The organism is Vibrio sp. Vb0304 (assembly GCF_033338995.1).
Lineage (GTDB): Bacteria > Pseudomonadota > Gammaproteobacteria > Enterobacterales > Vibrionaceae > Vibrio > Vibrio alginolyticus.
The window spans coordinates 212,331-239,270 of the sequence record NZ_JAWOTT010000004.1 but is presented as its reverse complement, the minus strand read 5'-3'; the positions used below and the strand labels follow the sequence as shown (position 1 = coordinate 239,270).

Here is a 26,940-nt window from a genome sequence, read left to right as displayed (position 1 = left end):
GCCTTACTACCTGGTGATTACCAATACTTATCAATAAGCTCACTCGCTAAGATATACGCTATTGTGAACATCATCATTGCGATTGCAATGTCGATGTTTTTTTTCACTTTTGGTTGAGAGAGTGTTGGACCTAGTTTGGCTGCTCCTATCGATAAAGTGTAGAACCAAACAAAGGAAGCCATAATCGTACCTAGTGCAAAAGCAATGCGATCATGGCCTTCAAATTGTCCACCGATCGAACCTAGAATAACGACTGTATCTAAATATAAGTGCGGATTAAGCACAGTGACAGCTAACGCACCTAGAATAACCGTTCGACGACCTCGAGCTACGATCTCCCCTTTTGATTCCGATTCACTCTCTGGCTTAAAAGCACTTTTTAGCGAGAGCAGTCCATAGAAGCTCAAGAAAGCAATACCACCAAGTGTCACCGACGTCAGTAAGATTTCATTTTGAGACAGAATTGCACCACCACCAAAGATACCTAGAGAGATGAAAATCATATCTAGCACGCTACAAATAGTGGCGGTTGTTAGGTGGTGGTTACGCTTTATGCCTTGATTCAAAACATACGCATTTTGCGCCCCGATCGGAATGATCATTGATGCTCCTAAACCAAAACCTTGCAATAGAACCCACAAGCTCACACTTCACCTCACTTCAAAATAACAAATACATTTACAGAAAGGGGAAAGATAAAGTGTTTATCTAAATAAGTGTAATTAATGATTTTAATCTTACATTAGATAGACTAATTTAACGGGAGGCGTTTGATCTGGAGTGAGAGGGAAGGTATGCGAGGGTTAGATTACAAATGGATTGAGGCATTAGACGCTATAGTTTATCAGGGTAGCTTTGAGCGTGCTGCTGAGCATTTATTTGTTTCTCAATCCGCCATTTCTCAACGTATCAAGCAGTTAGAGAAGTTTCTCGCGCAGCCTGTTTTAATTCGAAGCCAGCCACCTAAGCCAACGCCAATTGGTAAAAAATTGTTGGGTCTTTATCGGCGAGTACGCTTGCTAGAGCATGAAATTCTCCCCGAACTAAAGAATGATACCAGTACGCGACCTGTGCAACTCTCTTTAGCGACTAATGCAGATAGCCTTGCAACATGGCTACTGCCAGCGCTGCAAAATGTTATGAAGCAGCGTCAAGTTGAACTAAAACTGACTATCTATGGTGAATACCGCTCTATTGAAAAACTCAAAAGTGGCGAAGTGACAGGAGCGATCAGCTTGGAGTCCCAGCCAATCCCCGGATGCAGAGCAGACTATTTAGGTCGCATCGATTATGTTTGTGTCGCGAGCCCAGAGTTCTATCAGCGTTATTTTTCTAAAGGCGTAAATAATCAGACATTGGCAAAAGCACCGGCCGTTTCATATGACCAATATGATGATCTACATAAAACATTTCTTACCGAGCATTTTAACGTCAATCCTGACAGCGTTATTCATCACAACATCAGTAGTTCTGAAGCGTTTCTAAAAGTGGCGTTAGCTGGTGTTGCTTATTGCTTGATCCCCCGCTTGCAAATTACCGACGAATTAGACAGAGGTGTGTTGGTTGATGTGACTCCAGGTTTTTTAATGTCCCATCGGATTTATTGGCACCACTGGCAGTTAGAAACTGGGGTATTACAAGAAATCTCACACGCAATAGTGGGGTATGCGCAGCAGCATCTACCTCAATAAGTTTGTCAGAGCTGCATATCGTTAACTTAGTGTGTTTTGTTTAAAAATTACGCCAATGTTACATAGTCAAAGTTGTGTTAGAAGTCACTATGGGTGCTTGGATAATCGGCGGAAGTTTCTATTATGAAACCACACGCTTTCTCAGCCATGATAGTGATGTTGGAATCTGAGATTAAGTACTTAATTTTGTATGGATGGATTTATTGAATGAAATTGTATTCATTTTTGCTGGCTTCAGCACTCAGCCTTACCAGTGCTTCAGTTTTGGCGAATACGCCAGAGTTTGCTCATGTTACGACAACGGGGTATGGCGAAGTGACGGCCACACCTGATATGGCTACGTTTTCTGTAAAAGTAGTCGATACGACAATGACGGCCGAACAAGCGAAATTGTCCGTAGATAAAACCGTTGAAGAGTTTCTAAAAAGCTTGTCGGATGCCAGCTTGTCAAAAGACAATATTACTAGCTCGAATTTATACCTTGCTCCTCAGTACCATTACCCTAAATCAGGAAAAGCAGAACTTGTTGGGTATCGAGCATCTCGCAGTATTGATGTCACGGTGACGGATCTGAAAAACCTTAACCAATACCTAGATATGGCGTTAGAAGCGGGAATTAATCAGGTTGATAATATTCAACTTAAGGTAAGCAACCAAGTCGAGTATCAGCAAAAGGCACGAATGGCTGCGATTAAGGACGCAAGAGAAAAAGCAGGGTCATTAGCGACTGGTTTTGAGAAAAAGTTGGGCGATGTATGGCAGATCAATTACAGACAGATGCACGTTCAGCCTGTGTTAATGCGTTCAATGGCGATGGATAGTAAAGAAGGAGCGAATAGCTACCAAGATTCAACTATGATCATTCGCGATCAAGTCGATGTCATTTATAAGCTAAAGTAAGGCTTAGCAAACAGTAAAAAGCAAAAGGCAGGGAGTCATAACCCCTGCCTTTGTCGTTTCTGTTTCACTGTTTAGTGAAGGATACGAGCACGGATTGTGCCTTCAATGTTTTTGAGCTTTGTTAGAGCTTCTTCTGCTCGTTCAGTTTCAACGTCGATCACTACGTAGCCTATTTCAGCGGCTGTTTGTAGGTACTGCGCGGCAATGTTAATGCCTTCTTCAGCAAAGATGGTGTTGATCTGAGTTAGGATACCAGGACGGTTCTTGTGGATATGAAGCAGACGAGAGCACTCACCACTGTGTTCTGGCAATGACACTTCAGGGAAGTTTACGCTTGAAAGTGTCGATCCGTTATCAGAGTACTTAGCCAGTTTGCCCGCCACTTCTAAGCCGATATTCTCTTGTGCTTCTTGCGTTGAACCACCAACGTGTGGAGTGAGAATGACGTTATCGAATTTTTGTAAAGGAGACTCGAACGGGTCAGCATTTGTTTTTGGTTCAGTTGGGAATACATCAATTGCAGCGCCGGCAAGGTGACCAGCTTCTAAGCTATGGCAAAGTGCAGGAATATCCACAACGGTGCCACGTGCCGCGTTGATAAAGATGGAACCTGGTTTCATTCGAGCAAATTCAGCTTCACCCATCATGTTTTTCGTTTCCGGTGTTTCGGGAACGTGCAAAGAAATCACATCACATTTGTTCAATAGTTCACTCATGGTATGTACTTGCGTCGCATTACCAAGGGACAGTTTGTTCTCAATATCGTAGTAGTAAACGCGCATACCTAAGTTTTCGGCAATAATACCAAGCTGCGTACCAATGTGACCGTATCCGATAATGCCAAGGCACTTACCACGAGCTTCGTAAGAGTTGTCTGCACTTTTCTTCCAAATACCGCGATGTGCAAGTGCATTCTTTTCAGGAATACCACGCACTAGTAAAAGGATTTGCCCAAGTACAAGCTCTGCCACGCTTCGAGTGTTAGAGAATGGTGCATTAAAGACAGGAATACCGCGTTTTGCTGCTGCATCTAGGTTTACTTGGTTAGTACCAATACAAAAACAGCCAATTGCAACCAGCTTGTTCGCCGCATTGATTACCTCTTCGGATAGGTTCGTACGGGAGCGGATACCAATGAAGTGCACGTCTTTTACCGCTTCAATTAGTTCTTCTTCCGGAAGGGAACCTTTATGGTATTCAATGTTGGTATAACCAGCTGCTTGAAGAACTTCAACTGAAGAAGGGTGGAGTCCCTCTAACAAGAGGATCTTAATCTTTTCTTTTTCCAGTGAAACTTTGGCCATTTTTTCTCGTCCTTAAAATGGAAAGGTGGGCTAATGTGGCGCACATTGGACAAAACTATTAAAAAGGGGATAATTAACAGTTTTGTAGGAAGACAAACGTTTCCCTGTGCGTCTTCTGTTCAATAAAGTAACAAAAAAAAATTGCTTTGGGTAAGAAAATTACGGAATAAGAGATAATTTTCTTATAGAAAGGAATAAAAAACGGTGCCTTTCAGCACCGTATGTAATGAAATAACAGAAAAGTGAACCAGATAGGTTCATTTTGGGCTGTTATTTATTCTTCAATTTTTGCACCTTCTGGTGTGCCAGTGATCACTACGTCTGCACCACGATGAGCGAAAAGACCCACAGTCACCACACCAGCGATGCCGTTTATTTTGTCTTCCATTTCTTTCGGGTTGGTAATTTGCATATTGTGCACATCCAGAATCACGTTGCCGTTGTCAGTCACAACGCCTTCACGGTAAGCTGGATCACCACCTAGTTTTACCAATTCACGAGCCACGTAAGAGCGTGCCATTGGGATTACTTCAACAGGCAATGGGAACTGGCCAAGTACGTCAACTGCTTTAGTGCCGTCAACGATACATACGAACTTATCAGAGATTGCTGCGACAATTTTCTCACGAGTCAGAGCCGCGCCGCCGCCTTTGATCATTTCACGTGCTGGGTTGATCTCATCTGCGCCATCAACATACACATCCAGCTTCATTACATCGTTACACTCGTATACTTCAATACCAAGCTCTTTAAGGCGCTCAGTTGAAGCGACAGAGCTAGACACTGCACCTTTAATATCATCTTTGATAGTGCCTAGTGCATCGATGAAGTGATTCACGGTAGAGCCAGTACCAACACCGACAATGCTGCCTTTCTCAACATATTTTAGTGCTGCCCAACCAGCCGCTTTTTTCATTTCATCTTGAGTCATGCCAATCTCCTGAATAGATGTTCGTTAACGTTTGCGGGCGTGATTATAGCGGCTTACTTGTCACTTTCCCATTGCCATATTTGGCTTGGGGTCACGATCTTAGGCAATGGAATGTCCCAGCTTTCAATTGGTAAGCGTTCTACATGTTGGCAGTCATGAGCGATACCGACAGGTTTAGCACCCTCTCCAGTTATAAACCAACGTGACAGAGTACGATCGTAGTACCCTCCGCCCATGCCTAAGCGGTGTCCGATGCTGTCGAACCCAACTAAAGGCGTGCAGATTAAATCAAGCTGGCGAACGGGTTTGAGGTGTCTGATATCGAGCTTGGGCTCTAAGATGCCGTACTTGTTGTAGACGAGCTGTTCATCACTTATATACTGAAGAAACAGTAACTGACCTTTAGAAAAGGGATGGATGACGGGCAGATAAACCGATTTTCCCTGTTGCCATAACCATTCAATGAGCGGTTTAGTATCAAGCTCACCGTCTGCAGAAAGGTAGGTGGCAATATGTTGCGCCTGCTCGATTTCAGGAAGTTGGGAAAATTGAGTAATAAGGTCGATTCCCGCTTGGTATTGTGTATCACTGCACAGAGCGTTGCGCTTTTCACGAATCAGTTTGCGGAAGTCTTGTCGAGAGAGGTCTGACATAGAGAGAATACCCCAGGGTGCCGTTGAGGATTGTGGCCCTTGAACCAGCTGGTTCAAGGCGGATCAGCAATGACAACCGTAGGCTTCTCGGTGCATGCCGAGCTTGCTCAATAGTTACCAAATACTAACCCTTAGGTATTGCTTATCGGCTCAGGGACTTAAATCCTGCTGACGCACACCCCAGGGTAAATTTTGTATTTACTGCTGTCCTTGCGTAACTTTGCTTAGTGCGTTCTCTAAAGACGCGGTGAGCTTTTCCATTCGCTCAGTAATTTCTTGCTGTTGACCATTGGATTCGTATGACTTGGTGTGCAACTCATAGCAAATATTCAATGCAGCAAAGGTCAGCAGTTGGATTTCATTGGTTACCTTAGTACGTTCGCTCATTTCTTTCAATCGGCGATCCAGATCTTTTGCCGCTGCAACAAGAGACTCTTCTTGTCCTGTCGGACAATTCACTCGTGTAAGTTTGCCTAATATTTCAACGTCGATCGCTTGATTGCTCATGATGAATAAACTCTATATTCGCGCTATCTAAGGTGTTGCTTCATACAACTACCGAGGAGCAAACTATAGGAAAACCGCTATTAAGATTCAAGCATTTCCCATCACAGAAAGAGAAATGATGACGAGATCACACAGGAATTGGGCAAATTGAACAAATGCTGTCCAAAATTGAATTTGATAGCCGTTTCAGACCACTAACCTTGATGGTAGGATATACCAATACATTATTACGCAAGAATGAGCCAAGTTATGAGTGAAATCACCCTTCCTGAATACCAATCTATTGCTGCTGAACTGCAATCTGCAAGCCTAGCAGTAACACCTGCGGAATTACATGGCTTATTTGTCGGCATGTTAAGTGGTGGATTGGCGATCAATGATCAAACTTGGCAGCCTATTCTGTTTGACTACACCAATGATGGTATGGGTTGGCCTTCTACCGCGCTAGCTTTTGCTCAAAGCGTATTCACTGTTACTGTCAATGAACTAACTGGCACGTCGATGGAGCTGTCTTTATTATTGCCAGATGAGCCGGGCGAAGAAGGCTTATTCGTATTAGCCGACAGTGTGTCCGACTTTGTAAACCACTTTATTTCTGGGCTAGGTCTAGCAGGCGTTGCTCTTAATAAAGCATCTGATGACGCTAAAGAAGCACTGGCTGACTTAGAAGAGATTGCCAAATTAGGCATCGATGAAGATGACGATCTTGGTGAACAAGCGCAATTGCTAGAGCAAGTGATTGAGCACATCAAAGCTTGCGTACTAACGATTCATGCTGAATTTGGTGTTCGTCCTGAAAGCAGCGACAAAAAACCTACTATTCACTAATCGTAGACTGTCCAGAGGTTAGTATGAAGCAATATGATGTAGTCATTGCTGGTGGTGCCATGGCTGGTGCAACGTTAGCATTGGCGATTGACCATTTGTCTCAGGGAAAGCTCCGCATTGCAGTCGTTGAGCCTTTTAAAGCACAATCAGATATGCATCCTGGTTTTGACTCTCGCTCAATCGCATTGTCTTACGGTACTGTCAATCTGTTGCGTCAACTACAGCTCTGGACGTCAGTAGAACCGTTTGTCACCCCCATTGAACATATCCACGTTTCTGACCGTTCTCATGCTGGGATGACGGAGATTACCAAGCAAGAGGTTGGGGTTGAAGCTCTAGGGTATGTTGTAGAATTAGCCGATGTTGGGCGTGTATATCAAGAATTATTAGACAGCAGCGAATCAATTACGCTGTTTTGTCCTGACTCCGTTACCGATATCGAGCGCGAGCAAAACTGTACCCATGTGACGTTGAAAAGTGGTGAGCAACTTGAAGCAAAACTGTTGGTAGCTGCAGATGGTGCTGTTTCGACCTGTTGTCAGAAAATTGGTCTAGAAATTTCTGAGCAAGATTTTGAACAAGTGGCTGTCATTGCCAATATTGTGACTCAAGAACCTCATCAAGGTAGAGCCTTTGAACGTTTTACTGAAAATGGCCCTGTTGCTTTATTGCCAATGAGTGACAATCGAATGTCCTTAGTTTGGTGTTTGCACCCTGAAGAAGCCCAAGCCGTTCTTGAGTTATCTGATCAAGCATTTCTCCAGCATTTACAGAACGATTTTGGTTGGCGTTTAGGCGCGATGAAAAAAGTGGGGCGTCGTGCAAGTTACCCATTACTTCTTCGTCATCGAAAGCAAAATATTTCACATCGCTTTGCGATTGTTGGAAATGCGGCGCAAACGCTGCACCCGATAGCTGGACAAGGCTTTAATCTCGGTATTCGCGATGTAGTCTCACTAGCAGAAGAAATTGTGCAGCAAAGTGAGGATGTGGGTCTTTATCAAGGCCTGATGCGCTTTAGTCAACGTAGAGAAGCAGATCGAAGCGAAACTATTTGGCTAACCAGTGCCTTGGTGCATGTTTTTTCAAATGATTTACCCGCGATGCGAATTGGCCGAAATACTGCCTTAGCAGCGATGGATAACCTTTCTATTTTTAAGCAGCCGCTACTACGCCATACTCTTGGCTTGGTAAAACGATGAACGGCCGCACTGAATTAGGTAATAAAAAGCAATGATGCAAAGTGTAGATATCGCCATCATCGGCGGAGGGATGGTTGGGTTGGCACTTGCTGCCGCGTTCAAAGACAGTGATCTGCGTGTCGCCATTATTGAAGGTAAAGTGCCAGATGATTCGTTGAAAGAATTACCCGATGTTCGTGTGTCTGCGTTGAGCCGCTCTAGTGAGACGATTTTGCGTAAACTTGGTGCTTGGCAGGGCATAGAACAGCGCCGAGCTTCGCCTTACCATGGCATGGAAGTATGGGAACAAGATAGCTTTGCCAGCATTGAATTTAATGCACAAAGTATGGCACAACCTGATTTAGGGCATATTGTTGAGAATCGTGTGATTCAACTTGCACTGCTTGAACAAGTCCAAAAGCTCGATAACGTCACTATGTTTATGCCTGCACGTTGCGCGACTCTCGCGGTCGGTGAGCAAGAAAGCTGGCTGACGCTCGATAATGGCCAAGCCATGACCGCTAAATTAGTGGTCGGAGCCGATGGGGCGAATTCGTGGCTTCGCCATCAAATGGATATTCCATTAACGCATTGGGACTATGGTCATCATGCTTTGGTCGCGAATGTCAAAACTGCCATGCCACACAACAGCATTGCGCGCCAGATATTTACTCCTCACGGACCGTTGGCATTTTTGCCAATGTCGCAACCAGATATGTGCTCTATTGTTTGGTCCACGGAGCCAAATCGAGCAGAGCAGTTAGTGGCAATGAGTGAACATGATTTCAATAAAGCGTTGACGAGTGAGTTTGATGCTCGACTTGGTCTATGTGAAGTAGTGGGAGAGCGTGCTGCGTTTCCTTTGAAAATGCGCTATGCGCGAGATTTTGTTGTCGAGCGAGTCGCGCTGGTTGGTGATGCAGCTCATACCATTCATCCATTAGCGGGGCAGGGTGTGAATTTAGGTTTATTAGATGCGGCCAGTCTTGCTCAAGAGGTGTTAGCACTTTGGAAGCAGGGACAAGATATCGGTAGTAAACGCAACCTAAGAAGCTACGAGCGTTGGCGAAAAGCGGAAGCGGCAAAGATGATCGCTACTATGCAAGGGTTTCGAGATTTGTTCTCTGGCGAGAACCCAGCTAAGAAGCTCGTTCGTGGCATTGGCTTAAGTTTAGCGGGGCAACTGCCGGGAGCGAAAGATGAGATCATGAAGCGCGCGCTTGGTTTAAAGGGACACTTGCCGGATCTAGCGCGTCAGTAAGTGCAAAGCGAACTTCAAATACACAAAAGGCTGGTTAATCCAGCCTTTGTTTTATCAACATCTTGCTAAGCATATGCGCATCGGAGTTTCATTATTTCTTGATTGATCTCTTTGACCGCTCGGAAATGGCGTTGCTCTGCTTTCTCCGGCAGTATTAACTTACCGTTATCAAACTCGAATCTACCGACCCCGTAAATATAAATTCTTCCTTTAAAAAGACGACTTATATGTTTAGCAATCATACTTGGTGTATAGCGCTTAAACAGTCTCATATTTACTTTCCTTTTATCTAACCTAGCCTAGGTATTCTACGTTCTGGACGCGAAAATTATTGTGACAGCAATAGTATTAAATACAGATGTAGGGTGTTGCGTCAGAGAATTGTGTTGTCTTAGACAATTTGACAGTGTCATCTCTTAAATAGCGTGAGGATTACCCCAAAAATAACCTCTCTAAAGGAACCCTTACGCCAATACACTCCTTTTTACGTGACGCATTAAGCAATAGTTTTGTTACAGAATTAAGAATAGAACGAAAACGGTTGTTTGCTAGTTGTTTCTATTAAGGTCGTGCTTCGCGTAACACACTTTACGTTCTAACGATTAGAGGAAATGAAAGAGAAAAAGTTCCACGTAAAAAAAAGCCCGCTTCAGCGGGCGAATAGTCACAGATGCATTACACAAAAGTGGATAACTAACTGCATGAATGCTGTCACTCAGCTAGCTGACTCACTTTATATTGGTTAAGTGCTTAACCAACAAATTCAGCATATACGAGTTTTATCTTTGTGACTATTTATGTTTTATATGTGATTAAAAATTCTCATGTCTATTTTTGTAGATATGAGCGAGATCACGCAGTGATAGAAACACTACGTGTCATTACATTGTTTTTAGACGATTAACGACAGATCTCAGCTACGGTCGGCTGGCACAATTGGATAAGATCTTGAATAGAAAGCGCCAGCCCAGCCATTCGATCGCCACTGCTGATCGTGACTTCCTGTTCTTCTAGTAAGCTGGGGTCGAACACGATTGGCATATGACGTTTGAGTAACAGAGGAGTGACAGTACCAACTTTGTAACCAGTGATGGACTCAACATCGGCTTGATCAACACAAGTCATCCGGCGACATTTCAGTAACGAGCGCACTTTTTTGGGATCAACGCTACGATCACCTGGTGCACAGGCGAGTGCATATTGATTACCCATGTCTCGTAGCAAGATTGCTTTCACCATTTGAGAAGGGCGAATGCCGCGTTGGTGCGCGGCATCCTCAATGGTGGTTGATGGTCTTTGATGCGGTAACAGACGAAACGGAATGTGTTGGTCTGTGAGAAATTGCATCAAAGGAGTATTGATTGTATTACTCATCATCAAGACTGTAAGGCAGTGATTCGATTGTCCATTCACATTCTGGTTGCGCAACTAAACGAAGACGAGTGTCTTCATCGAGATTATTAGGCAGTACGATCAGGCCAATCGCGTGATTGTCACTGAACTGGTAGTGATTTAATAAAGCACCTACTGAACGCCAGTTTTCACCTACGCTGCGTTCGAGCTCAATTGGTTCGTCACTGAATGGAGCAGAAGTTGCACCTTTTACGATATACATCGCACGTTTATTGGTACCGCGATACTTCGCTCGTGCTACCGTTTCTTGTCCCGTGTAGCAGCCCTTTGTGAAGCTTATGCCTCCTAAAGCTTGCACGTTGAGTGCTTGTGGAATGTGAGCATTCTGCGCGGATGCAGAGACAAATGGTAAACCTGCCTCAATATCGAAACGATTCCAAAGCTCATTTGTCGTAAAGACAGCGTCGGTAGTTTCAACGATTTGCTGTGCTTCTGGCGCACTTAATATCAGTAACCAGCGATCTTGTGCAACTTGCACTGCTGTGCCACCGTCAACTGCGCGAACGCTGCCAGTTGTCTTGCTCATTGTTGAAATGAATTCGTCGGCTTTGACGCCAGCAACACCTAAGATAACGTCATCAGAAGCTTCAATCGTTACTTTAGAGAAAATGGCGTATTTCTTTATTTCATTAAGTTCTACGTCAATCGCCGATTTTGGTTGGATCATGCCGTAGCCATCATGATGATGGAAAAGGCGGAACACGCTCCACACTTTGCCTTTTGCATCACAATGTGCGCCCAGTGTTGATTGGTCTTGTTCTAAAGAAACAACATCGCAGGTAACCTGACCTTGTAAGTATGATTTTTTATCATCACCGATCATGGTGATCATGCCGAAGTTATCCAGCAGTGAGATAGATAACTCTGGAAGCGCGTCTTGAGTTGAGAGAGGTAATGCTGAAAAACGAGTTTGCCATTCCATAATTACAATGCCTTTTGAAGATATTTTTCCGCTATGTTATACCCAAATAACCTTGAGATACTAGGGGAGCGATTTACGAATCAACATTTGTCTGCTTTCACTATCGTATTGTGACCCGCACACTAGTGACGTAGCACATCCCTTGTTACACTCCGCACTAACAACAAGACATCTATGAAGGAATAGTGAATGTACACTCCGGAAGAAAAAGCGCGTATTAAATGGGCTTGTCGTCGAGGCATGCTTGAGCTTGACGTAGTAATTATGCCGTTTTTTGAAGAGTGCTTTGATACTCTGAGTGAACAAGAGCAGCGTGACTTTGTTTCTTTACTTGAATGCGATGATCCTGATCTGTTTACTTGGGTAATGGGGCATGGCCGTAGCGAAAATTTAGGTCATGCAGCAATGGTTGATAAAATTGTCGCCCATAACCTCAGCAAAGTTCGTTAATTTTACTGCTTCTCCCTCTCTGACTGCCCGAGTCCTCAATGTTGTACTTTTCTTATTGATGACTTGGGCTGTTATCTTCTCTAGCATTCCGCTCGTATTATCGACTTATTTGTTATTACTGATTGTTAAGGCTCTCTCAAGCCAAGGCCTTGTTCAACCTACAAGTCATGGGCATTGGTATGTGCACTGCGATGGCTCGGTTAGGTTTGATGCCCTTGAGTGTGGCGAATGCTCGGAAGATATTGAGTCCGAAAAGGGTCATTTACAGCGAGTCGATACATCGGCATCACCATTCAAGATAACATTCCAATTGCAATCTGGCCGTGTTGTTACGATTTGGCGTGATAGCTGTGACGATGAGCAGTATCGTCAACTATCTTTGGTATTACGCCAATGGGAAATGAAACAGGGAGCTAATGCTCCCTGCTGATGTAATAGTTTACTTGGTAAAGTTAAAGCTGTTTAGCTGGAACCAAAATCGTTGGGCCGCTGTTTTCCAGTTGGTTCGGATAGTCAAGCGTGTAGTGCAAACCTCGACTCTCTTTACGCTGCATCGCACAACGAACCATCAACTCTGCTACTTGTAAAAGGTTACGCAGTTCTAATAAGTTGTTCGACACTCGGAAATTGCTGTAGTACTCGTGTGTTTCTTGTTGCAACAGTTGGATACGGCGTAAGGCGCGCTCTAAACGCTTGTCAGTTCGCACAATGCCCATGTAGTCCCACATAAACAGACGAAGCTCGTGCCAGTTGTGCTGAATGATCACTTCTTCATCACTATTGGTTACTTTGCTTTCATCCCAACATGGCACCTGTGAAGGTAGCTCAACGTTAGTGTGATGTTTTAGAATATCTTTTGCCGCAGACCAAGCATAAACCACGCATTCGAGAAGTGAGTTTGATGCCATGCGGTTAGCACCATGCAGCCCGGTGTAGCTAACTTCACCAATCGCATACAAATTTTTCAGATCGGTGCAGCCATTTCTATCCACCATGACACCGCCACAAGTGTAGTGTGCAGCAGGTACGATTGGGATTGGCTCTTTAGTCATGTCAATGCCCAAGTCCATCAAACGTGAATAAATGGTTGGGAAGTGTTTCGTAATAAAGTCAGCAGGCTTATGGCTGATGTCGAGATACATACAGTCGGCACCTAAACGCTTCATTTCGAAGTCGATAGCACGAGCCACGACGTCACGCGGAGCAAGCTCTTTACGTTCATCGAAATCCGGCATAAAGCGAGAGCCATCTGGACGACGCAGGTAAGCACCTTCGCCACGCAACGCTTCAGTCAGCAAGAAGTTACGTGCTTCTGGGTGATATAAACACGTAGGGTGGAACTGGTTAAATTCCATATTCGCCACACGACACCCTGCACGCCAAGCAATCGCAATACCATCACCAGACGACACATCTGGGTTAGAGGTGTATTGATAAACCTTTGAAGCACCACCTGTAGCGAGAACCACAAATTTGGCTCGCACGGTTTCGACATGCTCTTCGTTGCGGTTCCAAATATAAGCACCGATAACTTTGTTTTTATCACCGCCAATTTTGTCTTCGGTGATTAAGTCCAGAGCATTGTGACGTTCGAGAACATGAATGTTTGGATGGTTATGAGCGTTATCTTGCAGGGAGGTTTGCATCGCCATACCTGTCGCATCTGCCGCGTGAAGAATACGACGACGGCTATGACCACCTTCACGAGTTAAGTGGTAGCGAGGTTCATCGTCAGAGTCATCTTCTTCACGATCAAATGGGACACCACCGTCAATCAACCACTGTACACACTCTTTTGAATGCTCAGCAATGAACCTTACGGTCTCCTCATCGCAAATACCATCCCCGGCGATTTGCGTGTCTTCAACGTGTGAATCAATGGTGTCTGACTCATCAAATACGGCAGCGATACCGCCTTGAGCATAGTAGGTTGCCCCTTCGCTGCGTGGTCCTTTACTCAGCACCATCACCTTACAGTGGTTAGCAACGCGCAAAGCCAACGACAAACCTGCCGCGCCACTCCCTACCACTAATACATCACACTCATGTTCACGATTTGTGTTCATATAACTTTTATAATCCCAAGCTAAGGTAACAAAGTTACCTTGTGTATTATTTGCACACCATGTGCATTCCATTATCGCGACATCTGTCGCTAAGGGCTAAGTTGGGAGACCTATCGACGTCCGTGTTACGGCGGTGACTGAGCCACTCTTCTTTTTCATGCAGAGCATGAGCATGCTTCCTAAGTTATAATTTGTAACGCGGTGTTCAGATAGCCATTAGCCATGCAAATGAAAAGTAATAGTTTGTCAATGCCATTGCTTTTCCATGCCCGACCCAGCACAATCTGGGACAGAGATCATTCATTATACCCATTTCCCTCCAAGATGCTCGCTTGTCAAACTTAGACTAAAGTCAGGCAGCGGTGGTCATTTGGGTACAGACATCACATTGTGAAAAAACAATGACAAAAAACTTGAGAAACCATGGAACTTTCTCATTCACGTTAGGGTCACAATAGTGCTCAAGTAAGCAGTGGTGTCAATACTACGTTTTGCATAATTAGTACCCATATCTGAGAAGAGTAGGGGCATAACAAATAGGAGTATCCGCTCGAATGAACGAGCAGCTGACCGATCAAGTATTGATTGAGCGAGTTCAGAATGGCGATAAGCAAGCATTCAACCTGTTGGTAACAAAGTACCAGAATAAGGTATGTAATCTTATTTCCAGATACGTTAGTAATCCTGGCGATGTACCAGATGTAGCACAAGAAGCGTTTATTAAAGCTTACCGAGCTATCCCTAGCTTTCGTGGGGAAAGTGCGTTTTATACGTGGCTGTATCGCATTGCAGTGAATACTGCGAAAAATCACATTGTTGCTCAAGGGCGTAGACCTCCAGCGACAGATGTCGATGCTGAAGATGCTGAATTTTACGAAACAGGTAGTGCACTTAAAGAAATATCGAACCCTGAGAACTTAACGTTGTCCAAAGAATTGCAACGGGTGGTGTTCAGTGCAATCGAAGCTTTACCTGAAGATTTAAAAACCGCAATGACATTACGAGAGCTCGATGGCTTGAGTTATGAAGAAATTGCAGAAGTGATGGATTGCCCGGTAGGAACGGTACGATCGCGTATCTTCCGTGCTCGTGAGGCGGTGGAAAAGAAAATCAGACCTCTTTTGCAACGCTAGTACAAGTAATAACTATGGTGAAAATAATGGCTGACAAAGAAAAACTTTCAGCTCTCATGGATGGAGAATTGGTTGATAAGGCTTTAATTCAAGAGTTAGAGCAAAACCAAGAGAGCCGTGATGCTTGGCAGAACTATCACCTGATTGGTGATGTGATGCGAGGCGAAGCGCCAGCAAAACCTGAGTGGAATATTGCTGAAAGCGTGGCGTTAGCGTTAGAAGATGAACCTGCACACCGTGCGTTTGATTCGCACAGTGCAAATGTTATCTCAATTGCGGATACGCCAAAAGAGTCGCAACCAGAACCGCAAAAAGCAAAACGTCACTTGCCAGGTTGGTTGACGCAGTTTGGTCAAGTTGCTGTTGCTGCATGTGTATCGCTTGTTGTTATTTTAGGTGTACAGCAGTACGGTGGTAGCGATTCAATGTCGCCGCAAGCAGATCAATTACCTGTATTGCAGACGGTTCCGTTTGCTGGCAGCGCAGAACCAGTGAGTTTGACTCGTGAGTCTGTAGAACGTTCTGTAGGCGAGGCAAATATGCAAGAGCAGCGCAAGCGTGTTCATGCTATGCTGCGAGACTACGAATTGCAGTTACGAATTAACAGTGATGCATCTCAACAAGATGCAAATCTGAATCCGGATATTGAATGAAAAAATTTCTGATCAGCGCTTGCGCTCTGTTCAGTATGATGTCTTCTCAAGCCTTTGCTGGTGACAAGCCAGCGGAGGCTTTATTGCATCAAATGAGCGAGGCGAGTAAGAATTTAAGTTACGAACTCTCTTATATCCTTATCAAAAAGAACAGCATTGAGCCGTTGCTGTATCGTCATGCCACGCATGGTGACGATCAATATGCTCATCTTGTCTACTTAAGTGGCCCTGTGCGTGAAGTGATTCGTCGCGGAACTGAAGTAAGTTATATCGAAACGGGTTTAGAACCGTTCACCATCGAGTCAGGTAAAATGGTCGCTCCGACTATGCCTATGCTCAACACCAATATCGATGAGCTAAACTTGTATTACGACTATGTAAAAGTGGGTAGAGCTCGTGAAGCTGGTGTGGCAACACAAGTGCTGCGTATTGTTCCTAAAGACGGTCTGCGCTATTCATACGTACTATGGATCGATGAAAAGAGTAAATTGCCGTTGCGTGCCGACCTTGTGGACCGCGATGGTGAAATGCTTGAACAATATCGCACTATTTCTTACACGGTAAACCCAAAAATCGCAGAGTTAATGAGTGGCCTGCAAGATGTTCAATTACCTGCTGTTCTCACCATGCCAAAAGGCGATATTGGGACCAGTAATTGGCAGGTTGGTTGGATCCCTGAGGGTTTCGAGCCGAACGAGCTCAACCGCTATCGTATGGCCGTTACTAACCAAATGGTGGAGAGCCAGCTGTATTCTGATGGTCTGTTTAGCTTCTCTGTTTACGTAGCAAACAAGGATGAGCATTCGTTAAAAGGGCAGTTGGTTCGCCAAGGCAGAAGAACGCTACACAGTTTTGTGAGCGGTCAACATGAAATCTCTGTTGTAGGAGACATTCCACCGACCACAGCACAGCGTATCGCCCAATCAGTCACATTTAATGTAACAAAGAGTAAATAACAATGATGACCGCGTTGGCTACCGTGACAGACGTGCATCGTCGCGGCAAGCAATACGAAATTGATTTAAGTTGCGAACAGCAGACCAGTTGCAGTAGTTGCTCTTCACAGAAAAGCTGTGGAACGGGCGTTGTTACTAAAGCCATTGGTAACAAGAGTTTATCTTGGCACCTGCGCACGGATAAATCGGTGAAAATAGGTCAAGTCGTCGAGATTGGTTTTCCTGAGTCGAGCCTAATAAAATCAGCAATGGCGGTTTATTTACTGCCATTGTTTGGTTTGATTATCGGTGCGATGTTTGGTCACTTCCTATTAGCGCCGCTGACAGCCGGCGGGGAAGGCATCATCATATTGGCATCGGTATTGTTTGCCGCTGGTGGAATGTGGATCGCAAAACGTGTTTCTCGTCCGTTAGAAGATGAATCCAAGCGCCAAGTTACCCTCGTTCGGGTACTTGGAGAGCCAATCCAGTAAGTGCTGTCCCCCTCCACTAAAGGTTATTTGGGTATGTACTTTAAATTACGTGCGCCCGTTAACGAAATTCGGTAGAATCTGCCAACTTGATTGAAATGCCGTCAGTAGATGGCGTTTCTTACTGTCCCTATTTGTAAAGAGTTAGTCACCCTAAATCTATGAAGCACATTCGTAACTTTTCGATTATCGCCCACATCGACCATGGTAAGTCGACCCTATCAGACCGTCTAATCCAAGTTTGTGGCGGGTTAACCGATCGTGAAATGGCCGCACAGGTTCTGGATTCTATGGATCTTGAACGTGAGCGTGGCATCACCATCAAATCTCAGAGTGTGACGCTAAACTACACCGCTAAAGACGGTGAGACGTATCAGCTGAACTTCATCGATACTCCGGGGCACGTTGACTTTGCATATGAAGTATCACGTTCTCTAGCGGCTTGTGAAGGTGCGCTATTGGTTGTGGATGCGGGTCAAGGTGTTGAAGCTCAAACACTGGCTAACTGTTACACCGCGATCGAAATGGATCTAGAGGTTGTGCCAATCTTGAACAAGATTGACCTACCAGCAGCCGATCCTGAGCGTGTAGCGGAAGAAATTGAAGAAATCGTTGGTATCGATGCAATGGAAGCAACCCGCTGTTCTGCGAAGACAGGCATTGGTGTTGATGACGTTCTAGAGAACATTGTGTCAGCGATTCCAGCACCGGAAGGTGATCCAGATGCGCCACTACAAGCGCTGATCATTGACTCATGGTTTGATAACTACCTTGGCGTTGTTTCTCTAGTGCGTATTAAAAACGGCGAACTGAAGAAGAACGATAAGATCAAAGTGATGAGTACGGGCCAAGTTTGGGGTGTAGACCGCCTTGGTATCTTTACGCCAAAACAAGTAGATACCGATACCCTTCGTACTGGTGAAGTAGGTTGGGTTGTTTGTGGCATCAAAGACATTCTTGGTGCCCCTGTTGGTGATACGCTGACTCTAGCGAAGAATGGTTGTGATAAACCGCTACCAGGCTTTAAGAAAGTTAAACCTCAGGTTTACGCAGGTCTGTTCCCTGTATCTTCCGACGATTACGAAAACTTCCGTGACGCACTAGGCAAACTAAGCCTTAACGACGCATCGCTATTCTACGAGCCAGAAAACTCTGCGGCACTTGGCTTTGGTTTCCGTTGTGGTTTCCTTGGCATGTTGCACATGGAAATCATCCAAGAGCGTCTAGAGCGTGAATACGACTTGGATCTTATTACCACAGCACCAACGGTAGTTTACGAAGTTGAGAAGACGGATGGCGATCTGCTGTATGTTGATAGCCCAGCAAAACTACCAGCGATCAATGATATTGAAGAAATTCGTGAACCGATTGCGCGTTGTAACATCCTTGTGCCTTCAGAGTACCTAGGTAACGTAATCACACTGTGTGTTGAAAAGCGAGGCAGTCAAGTTGATATGGTTTACCACGGTAACCAAGTCGCTGTGACTTACGATATTCCAATGGCTGAAGTGGTACTGGATTTCTTCGATCGTCTGAAATCAACATCACGCGGTTACGCATCTTTGGATTACAACTTCCAGCGTTTTGAAGCTTCGAACATGGTACGTGTAGACGTTCTTCTTAACGGTGACACTGTTGATGCATTGGCGATGATCACACACAAAGATCAGTCTCAGACTCGCGGTCGTCAGTTGGTAGAGAAGATGAAAGAATTCATCCCTCGCCAAATGTTTGATATCGCAATCCAAGCGGCAATTGGTAACCACATTATCGCTCGTTCAACGGTAAAACAGTTGCGTAAGAACGTTATTGCGAAATGTTACGGCGGTGACGTAAGTCGTAAGAAGAAACTTCTGAAGAAACAGAAAGAAGGTAAGAAACGCATGAAGCAGATCGGTAACGTTGAGCTGCCTCAAGAAGCGTTCCTAGCCATCCTTCACGTAGGTAAAGACTAAAGTTGAACTTTGTCTCACACTTGTCGGTCTTAAGACGTTAGATATTAAAATAAGTGAAAGGGTTTCGGCTCTTTCACTTTCGTATTTTTAGATAAGGGAATTTAATGGCGAATACATTCTCACTGATGTTGGTTATTGCGACTTTGGTAACTGGCGTGGTTTGGCTATTGGAAAAGCTGGTTTTCGCGAAAAAGCGTCAGGAAAAACTGGCTGAGATTCAAGCTCAGACGTCTAATGGTTTGGATGCAGTGACCTTGCAAAAAGTTGAGCGTCAGCCTTGGTGGGTTGAAAATAGCGTCTCTATTTTCCCTGTGATCGCGTTCGTTTTAGTATTACGTTCTTTTATCTACGAACCATTTCAAATCCCATCAGGCTCAATGATGCCTACCTTGCTGGTTGGCGATTTCATTTTAGTTGAGAAGTACGCGTACGGTCTAAAAGACCCAGTATGGCGTACTCAGCTAGTGGAAACTGGTAAGCCTGAGCGTGGTGATATCGTGGTATTCAAATACCCACCACAACCAAGTGTGGACTACATTAAGCGTGTAGTTGGTTTACCTGGTGATATCGTGCGTTATTCAAGTGATAAGCAGCTTTGCGTGCAAAGCCAAGGCGAATCGGCATGTAAGCCAGTTAAACTGAGCAATGTTGAAGAAAGTCAGTTTAGCTCGAACGGTATTCCAATGATCCAACTGGATGAAAAATTGGGTAACGTTGAGCACAATATTTTGGTTAACCCTCTTGTGCGTAACCGCGTGGAGCAATATTTCCCACGCAGCGGAACGACAGAGTGGGTTGTACCACAAGGTCAGTATTTTGTGATGGGTGATAACCGTGACAACAGTGCTGACAGCCGTTACTGGGGCTTTGTTCCAGAAGCAAACTTAGTCGGTAAAGCTGTCGCGATCTGGATCAGCTTCGAGTTTGATCGTGGCGCAGATAGTGTTCTACCTTCATGGATTCCAACTGGTGTGCGTTTTAACCGCATCGGTGGCATTCACTAACCATTCAAATATCGAGAGAGTATGAATTCTCCAATTGATAAACTAGAGAGAAAGCTCGGCTACCAGTTTCAAGATGCCGGGCTTATCAATTTGGCGCTGACGCACCGCAGCGCCAACAGTAAGCACAATGAACGTCTTGAGTTTCTGGGCGATTCAATTTTAAGTTTTGTCATCGCTGATGATCTGTACCATCGTTTCCCAAAAGTGAACGAAGGTGACATGAGCCGCATGCGTGCTACTTTGGTTCGCGGACATACATTGGCGGAACTGGGTCGTGAATTCGATCTAGGAGATTATTTAAAATTAGGTCCAGGTGAATTGAAGAGTGGCGGTTTTCGCCGAGACTCTATTTTAGCCGATGCGGTTGAAGCCATTATTGGCGCAATTTACCTAGACAGTGATCTTGAAGTTGTGCGAGGCATTGTACTGAGTTGGTATCAGTCACGCCTTGAAGCCATTAAACCAGGCGTTTCACAGAAAGATCCGAAAACTCGCCTACAAGAGTTCCTACAAGGCAGAAGAAAACCGCTGCCTGTCTACACAGTGACTAATATTAAAGGTGAAGCGCACAACCAAGAGTTCACGGTTGAGTGCGAAGTAGCAGGTGTGGATAAGCCTGTAATCGGTAAAGGCACCAGCCGCCGCAAGGCAGAACAAGCGGCTGCTGAAACAGCACTTGAGCAATTAACAAATGGCTGATAACGAATTCGATATCGATGCGTTTTTCGCATCACAAGGTGAGCCAAGCTCGCCAGAAAACCAACACTGTGGCTTTATTGCTATTGTTGGTCGTCCAAACGTAGGTAAGTCGACACTTTTGAACAAGATTTTGGGTCAGAAGATTTCGATCACCTCTCGTAAGCCGCAAACGACACGCCACCGTATTATGGGTGTGGATACGGACGGCGATTACCAAGCGATTTACGTCGACACGCCTGGACTTCACATTGAAGAAAAGCGTGCGATCAACCGTTTGATGAACCGTGCAGCTAACTCGTCATTGAGTGATGTAAACCTTGTGTTCTTCTTAGTCGATGGTACGCATTGGACTAAAGACGATGAGATGGTGCTGACCAAACTTCAAAAATCGAACTTCCCAGTTGTGCTTTGTGTAAACAAAGTCGACAACGTACAAGATCGTAACGACGTGATGCTACACATGGCGGAGATGTCGAAGAAGATGGACTTCGTGGATGTTGTGCCAATCTCTGCCAAGCAAGGTAAGAACATTGATGTACTGCGTAAGCACGTGCGTAATCACTTACCTAAAGCAACGCATCACTTCCCAGAAGAATACGTGACTGACCGTTCTCAGCGTTTTATGGCGTCTGAGATTGTGCGTGAAAAGCTGATGCGCTTTACTGGTGAAGAGCTGCCATACTCAGTAACGGTTGAAATTGAACGTTTTGATTACAACCCCGAAACCGACGGTTTCCACATCAATGCCTTGATTCTTGTTGAGCGTAATGGTCAGAAGAAAATGGTGATTGGCAAAGGCGGCGAGAAGATTAAAACCATTGGTCGCGAAGCGCGTTTGGATATGGAAGAATTGTTCGGTCGTAAAGTTTACCTAGAAACCTGGGTAAAAGTGAAATCTGGCTGGGCAGACGACGAACGAGCGTTGCGATCGTTGGGTTATATAGACGATTTATAATCTTGGCTGCGAAGGTGCTTCGCTCCAACATCGATGAAAAATCAGTATCGATTAAAATAAGGAGCCGCTCGGCTCCTTATTTTTTATTTCACACTTTTTAGGCACAATGACTTAGATGAGTAATCTGTCTTCCGAAGGTTTACAGCGCTGTTTTGTATTGCACCGACGCCCTTACAGTGAATCGAGCTTAATCCTTGATGTATTTAGTGAGGAATATGGCCGAATGACTTTAATGGCCAAAGGCGCGCGCAGTAAGCGTTCGAACTTAAAAGGCGCATTGCAACCTTTTACCCCGCTATTACTTAAATGGTCGGGGAAAGGCTCAATGAAAACTTTGCGTCAAGCCGAGCCGATAAGCCTAGGTTTGCCGTTAACGGGCATTAATCTCTACTCAGCCATGTACGTCAATGAACTGATTGGCCGTATTTTGATGGCTGAAGTGCCGATGCCAGCACTATTTCATGATTATTTGCATGCGTTAACCGAGTTGGCGCACAACGAGAACCCTGAGCCTGCACTGCGTCGTTTTGAGTTAGCCTTGTTGTCTGCGATGGGGTATGGCGTGGATTTTTTGCATTGTGCAGGTACCGGCGAGCCCGTCGACCCAGAAATGACCTATCGTTACCGGGAACAGAAAGGGTTTATTGCTTCGGTTAGGCGCGATAACCTAACGTTTTTAGGGAATGAACTGATTGCTATCAGTGAGCGGCGGTTCGTCACTAAAGAGCAGCTAAAAGCGGCAAAACGCTTTACACGTATAGCCTTAAAGCCGTATCTTGGCGGCAAACCTTTAAAAAGTCGTGAATTTTTCATTCAGACCCCCAGAGCACGGAGTAACGGAAAATGAGCTCAATTTATTTAGGCGTCAATATCGACCATATTGCCACTCTACGTAATGCACGTGGTACAAAATACCCGGATCCTGTTCACGCTGCTGAAATTGCAGAGCGTGCAGGCGCGGACGGTATCACTATCCACTTACGTGAAGACCGTCGCCATATTTTGGATCGTGATGTACGTATTCTGCGTGAAACCATTCAAACGCGTATGAATCTAGAGATGGCAGTGACGGACGAAATGGTTGAGATTGCGCTGCAAACTAAACCAGAGTTTGTGTGTCTAGTGCCTGAAAAGCGTGAAGAACTGACGACGGAAGGTGGCTTAGATGTAGTAGGGCAGCTTGAAAAAATTAAAGCTGCGACGAAAAAGTTGACAGATGCCGGCATTAAAGTTTCGCTCTTTATTGATGCTGACCGTCAACAGATTGAAGCTGCGAAAAAGTGTGGCGCTCCGTTTATTGAGCTACATACTGGCCACTATGCAGATGCGACGACAGAAGACGAACAGCAAGCTGAACTGAAGAAGATTGCTGCTGGTGCGAGTTATGCACATGACCTAGGTATTATTGTTAATGCCGGGCATGGCCTGACTTATCACAATGTCGCACCAATTGCTGCATTACCAGAAATTTACGAACTCAACATTGGTCACTCAATCATTGGTCGCGCGGTATTTGATGGTTTAAATAAAGCGGTTGCTGACATGAAAGCACTGATGATTGAGGCTCGCCAGTCATAGGGCTATCTAGATGGCGATTATAGGGTTAGGGACCGACATTGCAGAAATTGAGCGTATTGAAAAAGCGTTAGCTCGTAGTGGTGAACCTTTTGCTCAGCGGATTCTTTCAGAAGAAGAAATGACCAAATTCTCACAGCTTAAGCTGCAAGGTCGTTATCTTGCTAAGCGCTTTGCTGTTAAAGAAGCTGCCTCAAAAGCATTGGGGACAGGGATCGCAAAAGGGGTCACGTTTCACGACTTTTCCATCTCGAACGATGAGCTTGGAAAACCAGTACTCGCATTGACGGGCACAGCCAAGCAAATAGCGGATGCGATGGGTGTTAACCACATTCACCTGTCCATTTCCGATGAGCGTCATTACGCTGTGGCGACGGTCATTTTTGAATCCTAGCTTGTAAGTCTTAAACAAAATACTAAAAAGCCAGAGCAGATGCTCTGGCTTTCTTGTCTCTCGAGCAGATTACTGTTCAAGGTATAATTTTGCAGTCGTTGTGACTTTAATCATTTCATCTTGCAGCTCGAACATTTCAGGCTCAACTTCCTCAAGACTGATCCCTGAGCGCAGTGCTTGCTCAAGCGTCGCACAGAGTGACTTCAGTCTTGGAACGCCACAATATGAACTACTGCCGTGCAGCTTATGGATGACATGAATTAGGTCATCACGAGAGATATCTTCTTGCTCTAGAGCTTGGTCAACAACCGCTTCTACTTCAGGGATGAACTCAATCAACATGCGCAGCATATCTTTGGCGAGATCCTCTTTATTCGCGCTCTGTTTCAAGGCCGCTTGCCAATCAATAATCACATCCTGTTGAGGTGAAGAAACGGATTGTGGTGCGCTTCCTTCAGGTTCATCAACGTATGAAGGGGCGACTTTGCCAATGCTCTCTGTACAAGCATTGGGGTTCCAGTGAACCAAAACCTGTTGTAGCACATGCTCTTCAATAGGTTTGGTCAAGTAGTCATCCATTCCTGCCGAGAGCAAGCGGTCTCGTTCCCCTGCCATGGCATGCGCCGTTACCGCAATCACTGGCGTGTCTTTATTTAGCTCCAACTCTTTAATGTGCTTACAAGCGGTCACCCCATCCATTTGTGGCATTTGGATATCCATGAAGATTAAATCGTACTTTTTCTCTGTCGCCAGGTTCACCGCTTGCTGGCCATTGCTACAGGCGGTGACGGTTTCTACTCGTTCGCGGAGCAGTGCAGAGATCAGCTTCAAGTTTGCAGGGTTGTCATCCACTGCTAGTACAGTGAGAGGTAAACGGTCCCCTTCGCTTGGCGTAATTGGAGCGCTTAATACCGGTGGCGATTCTACATGTTCGCTAATCAGGCTTTGTAGCAACTTACGGCGAGACAATGGCTTCGTCAGGCACTGGACGTGATGCTCTGTCATTATTTGGTCCGCAAGCGCCAATTCGGTACTCGGTGTCCCTAGGAGAACACTCGGAGCCATACGTTTCGCTTGTTCTATCCAAGGTGTAATAACTTCCGCATCGTGAGTCTGGTTGGCCGCTAAATTCAACAATACATAATCATATTGTTCTTCGTTGTTTGGTAGCGAAGAGCGGTAGGTTACTAAAATACCCTCCTGACTTAGAATCTGTTGGGTTACGGATGCGGCTTGCATGTTTGGTTCAATCAGCAGTAACTGCTTCCCAGTCAGAAGTTCCACTTCAATCAGTTCGCTCATTGGCATCTCGGTTGAGTGCAAGCGCACCGTAAACCAGAAGGTTGAACCTTGGTGTAGACGGCTGGTTAAACTGATTTCGCCGCCCATCTGGCTCACCAGTTTCTGAGTGATGACCAGACCAAGGCCAGTACCGCCGTAACGACGTGAAATACTTGCATCTGCTTGGCTAAAGGCTTGGAACAACTGCGCTTGCTGACGCTCAGAGATACCAATGCCGGTATCACGGACCATGAATTGCAGTTCGACGGAGTCTCCTGATTGAGAGCGCATTTCTACGCTAACATCAATGTTGCCTCGCTCGGTAAACTTGATTGAGTTACCTACTAAGTTCGTCAAAATTTGCTGGATACGTAGTGGATCCCCAACTAAACCTGGTGGAATTTTAGGGTCCACTTTTAGGGTGATTTCTAACCCTTTCTCATGTGCACTTGTGGCTTGTAGGTTAATTACCTCTTCTAAACTTTCTCGGAAATCAAAAGGAATGTTTTCCAGCGCCAGCTTACCCGCTTCAAGTTTCGAGAAGTCGAGAATGTCATTGATGATATTCAGCAAGTTGTTCGCCGATTTCTCAATCGTCTGTAGGTAATCCGTTTGGCTGTTAGAAAGCTGCGTTTTAAGCATTTGACGAGTAAAGCCAATCACCCCATTGAGCGGAGTACGCAGCTCGTGCGACATGTTCGCCAAGAACTCTGACTTAACCCTGGCCGCTTCTTGCGCGCGTTTCTTCGCGATATCCAGCTCAACGTTCTGAATTTCTAGCTGCTCAAGCGTTTCACGTAAGTCGGACGTGGCTTGGTCTATACTGTGCTGCATCTCTACGTGATATTCTGATAACGATACCGCCATGGCGTTGATGCCATTTTTTAGCTGGTCTAACTCACCGTGCATTTTGCCTTCGATACGCACATCCAGATGACCACGGCGAATGCGGTCAACGACATTCTTCATGTGGGTGATAGGTTGGGTCACATCGTGCATTAGACGTGAAGCAAACACACTTGCTAAGCCAAGACCGAGAACCAGAACTAAAAACGCAGAGAAGACTTCTTGATACTGTTGCAGCCTCAAGGAGGAGAGATCTAACTCGACGGCGATGTAACCAATCGCTTTTGTGCCTTGGCTTTCGTTCGACAACTCCGCTAAGTAGTGACCTTCTGACAAAATGGGGACACGCAATATCAGTGAGTTTTCGTAGATTTCCGAATTACCCAGTTGCGGGATCGGTTTATCTTTGGGAAACATCAAGGCTTCAAAATTAGGATGAAAGTTAGAGGTTACAAAGAGCTCATGATGTTCATCAAATACCGCGATACTACGAACCAGTTTGGAGTTTTTGCGGTGCGCGTAGCTTATCAAGCGACGTACCGCCTCTCGGCTTTCTGATAGTAGATGAGTTTCACTGGCAATCGCCAGCGGCTCAATAATGCTGTTACCAGTGGTGATAACTTGTTTCTCAAGGTCTTGGTAGCGGTTAAATGAGAAAAAGCCGCTCAGTAATAAACCAATAATGAGAGTGGGAGCGAGAGTTAGTGTAATTACACGTGCTCGTAAGCCATATCTGGTCATGTTATCTAATTACATCGGAGTCTGGATATGGGAAAATAACGCATTATTTCTCAAGCGCACGATAAAGCCTTGAGCAAAGAAGTGACGTCACCGAATAAACGGTAAGCATAATCAAGTCACTCGAATCACACAACGGCTGCAATCAAGAATAGTGAAGCCGAAGAGCAATTA

Annotated in this window: 28 protein-coding genes and 1 other RNA gene; 18 read left to right on the top strand and 11 right to left on the bottom strand. The window is 45.1% G+C overall.

The window, feature by feature from the left end; all coding sequences use genetic code 11:
* Positions 1-17 precede the first annotated feature (17 nt).
* Positions 18-647, bottom strand: coding sequence for a LysE/ArgO family amino acid transporter (locus R7P35_RS09085; protein ID WP_213899242.1), 630 nt, complete (start codon positions 645-647; stop codon positions 18-20).
* Positions 648-794: 147 nt separating this feature from the next.
* Here R7P35_RS09085 and R7P35_RS09080 point away from each other — a divergent pair, with 147 nt between their 5' ends.
* The gene (locus tag R7P35_RS09080; RefSeq protein WP_005380990.1) at positions 795-1,691 is read left to right on the top strand and encodes a LysR family transcriptional regulator ArgP; all 897 of its coding nucleotides are present in this window, start codon (positions 795-797) and stop codon (positions 1,689-1,691) included.
* Positions 1,692-1,898: 207 nt separating this feature from the next.
* Entirely contained in the window at positions 1,899-2,591 is a 693-nt protein-coding gene (locus R7P35_RS09075) for an oxidative stress defense protein (protein ID WP_258458263.1), read from the top strand.
* 71 nt (positions 2,592-2,662) lie between these two features.
* On the opposite strand, the gene serA is transcribed toward R7P35_RS09075, so the two are convergent.
* From serA to R7P35_RS09050, 5 genes are all read right to left on the bottom strand, one after another.
* Entirely contained in the window at positions 2,663-3,895 is a 1,233-nt protein-coding gene (gene serA / locus R7P35_RS09070) for a phosphoglycerate dehydrogenase (RefSeq protein WP_017821632.1), read from the bottom strand.
* Between the two features lie 274 nt (positions 3,896-4,169).
* On the bottom strand, positions 4,170-4,826 hold the full coding sequence (gene rpiA, locus R7P35_RS09065; protein WP_005380982.1) for a ribose-5-phosphate isomerase RpiA: 657 nt from the start codon (positions 4,824-4,826) through the stop codon (positions 4,170-4,172).
* Positions 4,827-4,879: 53 nt separating this feature from the next.
* The gene (locus R7P35_RS09060; protein WP_318091997.1) at positions 4,880-5,479 is read right to left on the bottom strand and encodes a 5-formyltetrahydrofolate cyclo-ligase; all 600 of its coding nucleotides are present in this window, start codon (positions 5,477-5,479) and stop codon (positions 4,880-4,882) included.
* A 5-nt stretch (positions 5,480-5,484) separates the two neighbouring features.
* A non-coding RNA gene (gene ssrS, locus R7P35_RS09055) (6S RNA) lies at positions 5,485-5,669 on the bottom strand.
* Positions 5,670-5,677: 8 nt separating this feature from the next.
* A complete protein-coding gene (locus R7P35_RS09050) occupies positions 5,678-5,986 on the bottom strand; it encodes a cell division protein ZapA (protein WP_005384553.1) in 309 nt (102 codons plus the stop codon).
* Positions 5,987-6,235: 249 nt separating this feature from the next.
* Between R7P35_RS09050 and R7P35_RS09045 the strand changes: the two genes are divergently transcribed.
* Genes R7P35_RS09045 through R7P35_RS09035 form a run of 3 tightly spaced genes read left to right on the top strand, consistent with a single transcriptional unit; the run spans position 6,236 to position 9,256 of the window.
* Positions 6,236-6,814 (top strand): YecA family protein, encoded by a 579-nt coding sequence (locus tag R7P35_RS09045; protein ID WP_025768839.1) that lies wholly within the window; start codon positions 6,236-6,238, stop codon positions 6,812-6,814.
* A gap of 23 nt (positions 6,815-6,837) precedes the next feature.
* Positions 6,838-8,016, top strand: a complete 1,179-nt coding sequence (gene ubiH / locus R7P35_RS09040) for a 2-octaprenyl-6-methoxyphenyl hydroxylase (RefSeq protein WP_025768840.1) — start codon at positions 6,838-6,840, stop codon at positions 8,014-8,016.
* Positions 8,017-8,047: 31 nt separating this feature from the next.
* On the top strand, positions 8,048-9,256 hold the full coding sequence (locus R7P35_RS09035; RefSeq protein ID WP_025768841.1) for an FAD-dependent 2-octaprenylphenol hydroxylase: 1,209 nt from the start codon (positions 8,048-8,050) through the stop codon (positions 9,254-9,256).
* Between the two features lie 65 nt (positions 9,257-9,321).
* Here the strand turns inward: R7P35_RS09035 and R7P35_RS09030 are convergent, their stop codons facing one another.
* From R7P35_RS09030 to ygfZ, 3 genes are all read right to left on the bottom strand, one after another.
* Positions 9,322-9,528, bottom strand: a complete 207-nt coding sequence (locus R7P35_RS09030) for a DUF1107 domain-containing protein (protein WP_005380970.1) — start codon at positions 9,526-9,528, stop codon at positions 9,322-9,324.
* A gap of 628 nt (positions 9,529-10,156) precedes the next feature.
* Positions 10,157-10,630, bottom strand: a complete 474-nt coding sequence (locus R7P35_RS09025; protein ID WP_021707783.1) for an aminoacyl-tRNA deacylase — start codon at positions 10,628-10,630, stop codon at positions 10,157-10,159.
* The gene (ygfZ, locus tag R7P35_RS09020) at positions 10,623-11,591 is read right to left on the bottom strand and encodes a tRNA-modifying protein YgfZ (RefSeq protein WP_005380959.1); all 969 of its coding nucleotides are present in this window, start codon (positions 11,589-11,591) and stop codon (positions 10,623-10,625) included. Before ygfZ ends, R7P35_RS09025 begins: the two co-directional genes overlap by 8 nt.
* 189 nt (positions 11,592-11,780) lie before the next feature.
* Between ygfZ and R7P35_RS09015 the strand changes: the two genes are divergently transcribed.
* Positions 11,781-12,041, top strand: coding sequence for a succinate dehydrogenase assembly factor 2 (locus R7P35_RS09015; protein ID WP_005380951.1), 261 nt, complete (start codon positions 11,781-11,783; stop codon positions 12,039-12,041).
* Entirely contained in the window at positions 12,010-12,471 is a 462-nt protein-coding gene (locus R7P35_RS09010) for a protein YgfX (RefSeq protein WP_232284629.1), read from the top strand. The genes R7P35_RS09015 and R7P35_RS09010 overlap by 32 nt, the downstream gene beginning before the upstream one ends.
* A gap of 22 nt (positions 12,472-12,493) precedes the next feature.
* On the opposite strand, the gene nadB is transcribed toward R7P35_RS09010, so the two are convergent.
* A complete protein-coding gene (nadB, locus tag R7P35_RS09005; RefSeq protein ID WP_005380947.1) occupies positions 12,494-14,107 on the bottom strand; it encodes an L-aspartate oxidase in 1,614 nt (537 codons plus the stop codon).
* Positions 14,108-14,661: 554 nt separating this feature from the next.
* On the opposite strand from nadB, the gene rpoE reads away from it, so the two are divergent.
* The 11 genes from rpoE (at position 14,662) to acpS (ending at position 23,901) form a co-directional block, all read left to right on the top strand.
* Entirely contained in the window at positions 14,662-15,240 is a 579-nt protein-coding gene (gene rpoE / locus R7P35_RS09000; protein WP_005380946.1) for an RNA polymerase sigma factor RpoE, read from the top strand.
* A gap of 26 nt (positions 15,241-15,266) precedes the next feature.
* A complete protein-coding gene (locus R7P35_RS08995; protein ID WP_213899244.1) occupies positions 15,267-15,893 on the top strand; it encodes a sigma-E factor negative regulatory protein in 627 nt (208 codons plus the stop codon).
* Positions 15,890-16,849, top strand: coding sequence for a sigma-E factor regulatory protein RseB (rseB, locus tag R7P35_RS08990; RefSeq protein WP_005380941.1), 960 nt, complete (start codon positions 15,890-15,892; stop codon positions 16,847-16,849). The genes R7P35_RS08995 and rseB overlap by 4 nt, the downstream gene beginning before the upstream one ends.
* A 2-nt stretch (positions 16,850-16,851) precedes the next feature.
* Positions 16,852-17,322: a SoxR reducing system RseC family protein gene (locus tag R7P35_RS08985; RefSeq protein WP_005384575.1), complete on the top strand. Its 471-nt coding sequence runs from the start codon at positions 16,852-16,854 to the stop codon at positions 17,320-17,322.
* Between the two features lie 158 nt (positions 17,323-17,480).
* Complete coding sequence (gene lepA, locus R7P35_RS08980) at positions 17,481-19,274, top strand: translation elongation factor 4 (RefSeq protein ID WP_005380934.1); 1,794 nt, start codon at positions 17,481-17,483, stop codon at positions 19,272-19,274.
* A gap of 104 nt (positions 19,275-19,378) precedes the next feature.
* A complete protein-coding gene (gene lepB / locus R7P35_RS08975; RefSeq protein WP_005380933.1) occupies positions 19,379-20,278 on the top strand; it encodes a signal peptidase I in 900 nt (299 codons plus the stop codon).
* A 21-nt stretch (positions 20,279-20,299) separates the two neighbouring features.
* Positions 20,300-20,977, top strand: coding sequence for a ribonuclease III (gene rnc, locus R7P35_RS08970; protein WP_005380932.1), 678 nt, complete (start codon positions 20,300-20,302; stop codon positions 20,975-20,977).
* Entirely contained in the window at positions 20,970-21,932 is a 963-nt protein-coding gene (gene era / locus R7P35_RS08965) for a GTPase Era (RefSeq protein WP_005380931.1), read from the top strand. The genes rnc and era overlap by 8 nt, the downstream gene beginning before the upstream one ends.
* Before the next feature lie 115 nt (positions 21,933-22,047).
* Positions 22,048-22,779: a DNA repair protein RecO gene (gene recO / locus R7P35_RS08960; RefSeq protein ID WP_005384578.1), complete on the top strand. Its 732-nt coding sequence runs from the start codon at positions 22,048-22,050 to the stop codon at positions 22,777-22,779.
* Entirely contained in the window at positions 22,776-23,510 is a 735-nt protein-coding gene (gene pdxJ, locus R7P35_RS08955) for a pyridoxine 5'-phosphate synthase (protein ID WP_005384579.1), read from the top strand. Before recO ends, pdxJ begins: the two co-directional genes overlap by 4 nt.
* A 10-nt stretch (positions 23,511-23,520) precedes the next feature.
* A complete protein-coding gene (gene acpS / locus R7P35_RS08950; protein ID WP_053306776.1) occupies positions 23,521-23,901 on the top strand; it encodes a holo-ACP synthase in 381 nt (126 codons plus the stop codon).
* 69 nt (positions 23,902-23,970) lie between these two features.
* Here acpS and barA read toward each other — a convergent pair whose 3' ends face one another.
* A complete protein-coding gene (gene barA, locus R7P35_RS08945; RefSeq protein ID WP_033907441.1) occupies positions 23,971-26,769 on the bottom strand; it encodes a two-component sensor histidine kinase BarA in 2,799 nt (932 codons plus the stop codon).
* Positions 26,770-26,940 lie beyond the last annotated feature (171 nt).